The organism is Galbibacter marinus (assembly GCF_000300875.1).
Taxonomy (GTDB): domain Bacteria; phylum Bacteroidota; class Bacteroidia; order Flavobacteriales; family Flavobacteriaceae; genus Galbibacter; species Galbibacter marinus.
Map to the genome: position 1 here is coordinate 24028 of NZ_AMSG01000032.1, position 6153 is coordinate 30180.

Below are 6153 nucleotides of genomic sequence, written 5' to 3' on the forward strand. Positions count from 1 at the left end.
AAACATTATAATTATTTTATTATGAAAAAATTATTGCCAACCTCAATTGTTGGAAGTTTACCCAAACCTGCCTGGCTTGCACCCCCCGAAAAACTTTGGTCACCCTGGAAATTAGAAGACGATCAGCTTATTGAAGGGAAACAGGATGCTTTGCGCATTTCATTTCAGGAACAGCAATTGGCAGGGCTGGATATTATTTGTGATGGAGAACAGACCCGCCAACATTTTGTAACAACTTTTATCGAGCATTTAAGTGGTGTGGATTTTGAAAACCGTAAAATCGTAAAAATCCGTGACCGATATGACGCGAGTGTTCCAGTTGTTGTAGATGAGGTTGCTCGTCAAAAAGCAGTTTTTGTTGAAGATGCTAAATTTTTACGTAAGCAAACTAATAAGACTATAAAGTGGGCATTGCCAGGCCCGATGACCATGGTAGATACCTTATATGACGACCATTACAAAAGCCGGGAAAAATTGGCGTGGGAATTTGCAAAAACACTCAATGAAGAAGCAAGAGAACTACAAGAGGCAGGTGTAGATATCATCCAGTTTGATGAACCTGCATTTAATGTTTTCTTTGATGAAGTAAACGATTGGGGAATGGCAACATTGGAAAGAGCCATTGAAGGTTTAAACTGCGAAACTGCGGTACACATTTGTTACGGCTACGGAATAAAGGCAAATAATGATTGGAAAAAGACATTGGGTTCTGAATGGCGTCAATACGAAGAAATTTTCCCTAAAATTCAAAAATCCAGAATTGATATTGTTTCATTAGAGTGTCACAACTCAAATGTGCCTTTAGATTTAATGGAGCTTGTTCGCGGCAAAAAAGTAATGGTTGGGGCAATTGATGTGGCAACCAACACTATTGAAACTCCCAAAGAAGTAGCTGATACACTTCGCAAAGCTCTTGAGTTTGTTGATATCGAAAATCTTTACCCTTCAACAAACTGTGGTATGGCACCTTTGTCCCGAAACGTAGCAAGAGGTAAGTTGAGCGCTTTAAGCGCAGGAGCAGAAGTTATACGTAAAGAATTTGCGTTTTAGTTCCCATGTTTTAATTGATAAATTATTTTGGCTCAACGGAGCAATATATTAAGAGCGCATTGAAGAAGTTATTAGCGGCATTAAGCAAAGTAGGTTTCGACAGTTTTCTGTTAATGATAGGCATCATGATACTACTGGCCTATTTTTTACCCCAGCCCGGATTGGTCAAAGAACCTGTTTCGCTGGGGGAGATTGCCAGTATAGGCGTATCATTGATCTTCTTGTTTTATGGCCTGCGGCTGAGTGTGGAGAAACTAAAGGTCGGGCTAGCCAACTGGAAAATGCACATTGTTGTCCAGTTGACGACCTTTTTATTTTTTCCGCTTATCGTTTTGGCGTCCCGCCCCTTGTTTGCGGGCACTGACTTAGAGCTACTTTGGTTAGGCATATTCTTTTTGGCGGCTTTACCGTCCACAGTTTCCTCTTCGGTAGTGATGGTATCCATCGCCCGGGGCAACCTTCCCGCAGCCATTTTTAATGCCAGCATTTCCAGTTTGATCGGAGTAGTGGTTACCCCGCTATGGGTTGGGCTGTTCATCGCTTCTGCAACAGGTGATTTTGATGTTAGTGAGATCATCATAAAGTTGTTTCTTCAAGTCTTATTGCCTGTTATCATAGGCATCAGCCTTAACTCCCGTTTTGGCGCCATTGCTGAAAAATACAAGAAACAGCTCAAACGATTCGATCAGGCAATCATCCTCACCATCATCTACACTTCTTTTTGTAAGTCATTTTCTGAACATCTGTTTGAAGGTTTCACAGCCCTTGAACTTGTCGGACTAGCTGCAGGGATGACGGCCTTATTTTTTACCGTATTCCTTGGTGTTGGGCTACTGAGTCGATTGTTTGGTTTTTCAGTTGAAGATCGTATTACAGTATTGTTTTGTGGGTCTAAAAAATCATTGGTACACGGCACCGTTATGTCAAAAGTTCTCTTTCAGCACAGTACCATTACCGGTATTATATTGTTGCCGCTCATGCTTTACCATGCCTTGCAGTTGATTGCCGCCAGTATTATCGCTCAGCGTATGGCTAGACGAAAAGGCGTATAATTTTTTTAAAAGATCACAGTCAGAACACATAACAAATGAAACTTTTAGAAAAAGTACTGTTGGGCAATGTCAGCCTGAAAAATAGAATGGCCATGGCGGCGATGACCAGAGGCCGTGCAGGCGCAAATGGTTTAGTGGGTGACATGACGGTAGAATACTATACCCAAAGGGCAAGCGCAGGTTTGCTATTTACGGAAGCCATCAGGATTAGTGAAGAAGCTATCGGCAGTCCACTCACCCCGGGTATTTTCACGACTGAATAGATAGAAGCATGGAAGAAGATTACAATCGCGGTTCACAACAAAGGGGGTGTTATTATGGCCCAGCTTTGGCACACTGGCCGCGTGGGGCATTCTGTGGACAGGTACGGCAAGCTCCCTTTTGCGCCATCACCATTGCCTATCCGTGGAATGCAGCAATTTACCTCCCAGGGCAAGAAAGATTATGAGGTACCTCAGGAAATGACGATCCAGGAAATCAAACAGACTATAAAGGACATTGGTCAGGCCGCAAAAAATGCCATAGCTGCAGGTTTTGATGGGGTTCAGCTTCACGTTGCCAATGCCTATCTCTCCAACCAGTTCTTAGCTGAAAGTGCCAACCAAAGAACGGATGATTTCGGCGGCAGTATCCCTAACAATTCCCGATTGGTACTGGAGTTGATGCAGGAACTGATCAGTTTCGTAGGTGGTGAGAAGGTAGGGATTAAAATTTCTCCATTCAATCCCTTCGCATTCTGCTTCGTCGGAAAATTATGGTGCTGACAATGAAATTGAGTTATTTGGCAGGAAGATTCGACAGCCAGTTATTGCCAATGCAGGATATGACAAGGTTTCTGCCGAAGCAGAACTTGAAAAAGGCATTGCAAAACTAATTTCCTTTGGCAAATCATACATTTCAAACCCCGACCTGCCTGAGCGGTTTGAAAAAATGCTGGGCTTACTGAGCCGGATTGACAACAATCTATGGTGGTGGGGCACAAGGTTATAATGATTATCCACCTTGGAAAGAATAAAACGCTACACAAATAATTTGGCAGCATTTTTTGATAATCTTATTTTTTGAAACTGACTTTTTTATTCCATATTCTTTCTTTCCCCCATTTTCCCAAAGCCAAATGAAGAATATAATTCCCATATTGATCGTGAATATACCCCGACAACAAGAGCAAAGCTTTGTCCAAATCCGGTAGAGAGACTTTTTGAATTTTATTCTTACCCAACATTAGCAATTTGGCACTCCTTTTAACAAACGAAGAATCGTTCAGATAAAATGAATTTGGAGAGAGCTCGGTAATGTCCAAAAAATCTATTAGGTTTAAATAGTTGTAATGAACCAGGTTATTACTCCTTAAATTTTTGTTCAAAGAAGAAAGCAAGTAATTAAACTTCAGATCTGGTTGAGAATTGAATTGTGTATTTGCATTTGCAAAAAACTCAGCATGGTTAGAAAATTCAGCCATATAAAAAACATAATTTTCTATATCTTTTGCCATAGTTGTTGCTTTATGCATATCCATTACAGGGTGCTTATAATTATCTCCTAAATTCCCATTTTGATAAAGTAATACCTGATTTTTGATAAGCCAGTTTTGAAAATCTTTCACATTTCCATTTATCCTTTCCCAAGACCAAATTTCCTGAGCATCCAAAGCAGTATAGATACCCTTCAAAAGATTCCATTTTGATTTTGAATTATACCCTACATAACTTATTAGAAAAAGTAGCCAACAAGCTTCATCCGAATCATTTTTGGCCAACAAATGTTTGACCCAGCCATAAGGAAAATATTCTTCAGAAATTGCTTGCGGATTAAACTGAAAATCGACAGGCTTCGATTCGATGATCCAAGATACTTTTTTAATACTATCAGAAATTATTGTAACAAATTCATCAATATCATTCTCGCAAACCAACCCCTTTAAATCAAATTCATATTTCTGAAAATCTTTTATTCTGTTTAAAATTGCACTCATAGAAGAATCAAACGATTCAGTCTTTTCCATAGTATTTCTCGCCCAATTTGATTTTTTCCCTTCCATTTTCCGTTCTCCATTTATTGGTGTCACGTAAAGAGTACGCGCAACCACAATATTCCTGCATATAGAATTCTTCTCTTTTGCTGATTTCTAACATCCGAGTAGAACCGCCCTTTTTTCTCCAGTTGTATGTCCAATAAGTTATGCCCTCATAATGTGATGCCGCGCGAATACCACAGTCATTGATCTGCTCCATATTTTTCCATCGTGAAATACCCAATGAACTGCAAATGGTATCAAATCCGTTTTCGTAAGCGAATAAAGCGGTTCGTTCAAAACGCATATCAAAACACATGGTACAACGAATACCTCTTTCGGGCTCCCATTCCATACCTTTCGCTCTGGCAAACCAATCATCTACATCATAATCCGCATCCACAAAAGGTATGTTGTGCTTTTCTGCAAAACGGATATTTTCTTCTTTCCTTAAGTCATATTCCTTTTTTGGATGAATATTCGGATTGTGAAAGAAGATCGTAAAATCAATACCCGAAGCAATAATAGCTTCCATTACCTCGCCAGAACAAGGGGCGCAACAAGAGTGAAGCAGTAGCTTTTTACCCTTATTGGGCAATTCTAGTTTTTCCCTCACAAAATCATTATTTTCCATAAAAGTGTAGTTTCTTTCGATAAATATTACTTTATAATCTCAACCGGCTCTTTATTTTCATTAATTGCCACGAAGATAAAATTTCCGGAGATAGCTTTTTCCCGGCTTTCAGAATACATGTCTTCAACAAATATTTCCACATGTACTTTAAGGCTTGTATTTCCCACATGCACCACTTTACCGATAAGCTCTACAAAAGTACCTCCTGGAATAGACTTTTTAAAGTCGATACGGTCGCTGCTTACCGTAACTACACGCTGTCTGCTAAAACGGGTAGCGGCAATAAATGCAACTTCATCCATAAGTTGCATGGCTGTTCCTCCAAAAAGCGTATCGTAATGGTTTGTTGTGTTAGGGAATACCGCTTTGAAAATACGAGTTTCCGAATGATTTATTCTATCTTCTACTGTCATATCTATGTTGTTAATTACCTTATAGAAAGAATATTAGGTAATGCTTGATGGTTGAACAGTAGATGCAACGGGGCACAAGTAACCCATAGATATGCAAACCAATAACTTCAACCGCGAAAGCATTGTCAAGTAAGTTATGGCAGGTCTCCTGGCTTATGACATTTTTACCGCCCTTCCCATTCGTAATAGCGAACAGTGGGCAACAAGGGTAAAAACTTTTAAGTCAATTACAGTTGCGCGACAGCCCGTGATTTCAACACGGTTCCCTTTTAATTTCGGTTCTCACCGAAAACCAATACTATTTGAAAACAAAATATCCTAAGAACTTCGACAAAGATAGACTATATTTTAAGTAAAAGATCATTAAATATGATTATGCTTATATTTTTTAAACACTTCATAACTTCAACAAAAAACTCCCTCATAATCCAGAATTAAAATAGTTGTACAACCCCATCAATATAGGCAATGCCATTGCCCTGATACTCTTAGGTTCTAAAAAATAGACCACTTCATCGGTCTGGGTCACAAAACCCATTCCACGAGTACTGAGGGACAGTACCCTGTAGTTTCCCAGAGTGCCTGAAAATTGGCAAACTTCACACCTGGTTCCTTAAAACCCAGATTTCCCGTACTTTCTTCTAAAATGGAAAACCCTATGGCAATGGATGCCTTTGTATGCACTTCGTCGTTGTCAGTGCGGTGCACATGCCTAGTTTAAGGCTTACGAAACATTTTTAACCAAGCCATGGATATAAAAGTAGCCTACACCAAACTAGCCCACTGGTACAAAGATGTGGAGGAATCAGGGTTTAAGAGCTTCCAAATAGTAACCAATAGTATTACTTTAAATTACCGATCTATTCTTAACTACTTTTTAAACGGAAGTACCAATGCTTTAAGCAGAATCATTTAATGCTAAAGTAAAGGCATTTAGAGCTCAATTTAGAGGTGTGAGCAATACGGAATACTTCTTATATAGGTTGATTA

At 39.5% G+C, this 6153-nt stretch carries 6 protein-coding genes, 1 pseudogene and 1 riboswitch; of the genes and pseudogenes, 4 read left to right on the plus strand and 3 right to left on the minus strand.

Features of this window, described 5'->3' with window-relative positions; translation table 11 throughout:
- Positions 1-21 precede the first annotated feature (21 nt).
- The 3 genes and pseudogenes from I215_RS14200 (at position 22) to I215_RS16420 (ending at position 2866) form a co-directional block, all read left to right on the plus strand.
- Positions 22-1050: a methionine synthase gene (locus I215_RS14200; protein ID WP_008992681.1), complete on the plus strand. Its 1029-nt coding sequence runs from the start codon at positions 22-24 to the stop codon at positions 1048-1050.
- A 59-nt stretch (positions 1051-1109) separates the two neighbouring features.
- Positions 1110-2102 (plus strand): bile acid:sodium symporter family protein, encoded by a 993-nt coding sequence (locus tag I215_RS14205; protein ID WP_040460543.1) that lies wholly within the window; start codon positions 1110-1112, stop codon positions 2100-2102.
- Between the two features lie 101 nt (positions 2103-2203).
- A pseudogene (locus I215_RS16420) lies at positions 2204-2866 on the plus strand (oxidoreductase).
- Positions 2867-3156: 290 nt separating this feature from the next.
- On the opposite strand, the gene I215_RS14215 reads toward I215_RS16420, so the two are convergent.
- From I215_RS14215 to I215_RS14225, 3 genes are read right to left on the minus strand one after another with little or no spacing between them, the layout of a single operon-like run.
- Complete coding sequence (locus I215_RS14215) at positions 3157-4143, minus strand: alpha-glutamyl/putrescinyl thymine pyrophosphorylase clade 3 protein (RefSeq protein ID WP_008992685.1); 987 nt, start codon at positions 4141-4143, stop codon at positions 3157-3159.
- Complete coding sequence (locus I215_RS14220) at positions 4094-4750, minus strand: epoxyqueuosine reductase QueH (protein WP_040460533.1); 657 nt, start codon at positions 4748-4750, stop codon at positions 4094-4096. The genes I215_RS14215 and I215_RS14220 overlap by 50 nt, the downstream gene beginning before the upstream one ends.
- A gap of 26 nt (positions 4751-4776) precedes the next feature.
- A complete protein-coding gene (locus I215_RS14225; protein WP_008992687.1) occupies positions 4777-5163 on the minus strand; it encodes an acyl-CoA thioesterase in 387 nt (128 codons plus the stop codon).
- 121 nt (positions 5164-5284) lie between these two features.
- A riboswitch (cobalamin riboswitch) is annotated at positions 5285-5475 on the minus strand.
- Between the two features lie 436 nt (positions 5476-5911).
- On the opposite strand from I215_RS14225, the gene I215_RS16520 reads away from it, so the two are divergent.
- Positions 5912-6079: a transposase gene (locus I215_RS16520; RefSeq protein WP_008992689.1), complete on the plus strand. Its 168-nt coding sequence runs from the start codon at positions 5912-5914 to the stop codon at positions 6077-6079.
- The last annotated feature ends 74 nt before the right edge of the window (positions 6080-6153 follow it).

Bases quoted from the DNA above. Each gene is read 5' to 3' on its own strand.
- I215_RS14215 (WP_008992685.1), bottom strand. From the start codon at position 4,143: ATGGAAGGGAAAAAATCAAATTGGGCGAGAAATACTATGGAAAAGACT.
- I215_RS14220 (WP_040460533.1), bottom strand. From the start codon at position 4,750: ATGGAAAATAATGATTTTGTGAGGGAAAAACTAGAATTGCCCAATAAG.
- I215_RS14225 (WP_008992687.1), bottom strand. From the start codon at position 5,163: ATGACAGTAGAAGATAGAATAAATCATTCGGAAACTCGTATTTTCAAA.
- I215_RS14200 (WP_008992681.1), top strand. From the start codon at position 22: ATGAAAAAATTATTGCCAACCTCAATTGTTGGAAGTTTACCCAAACCT.
- I215_RS16520 (WP_008992689.1), top strand. From the start codon at position 5,912: ATGGATATAAAAGTAGCCTACACCAAACTAGCCCACTGGTACAAAGAT.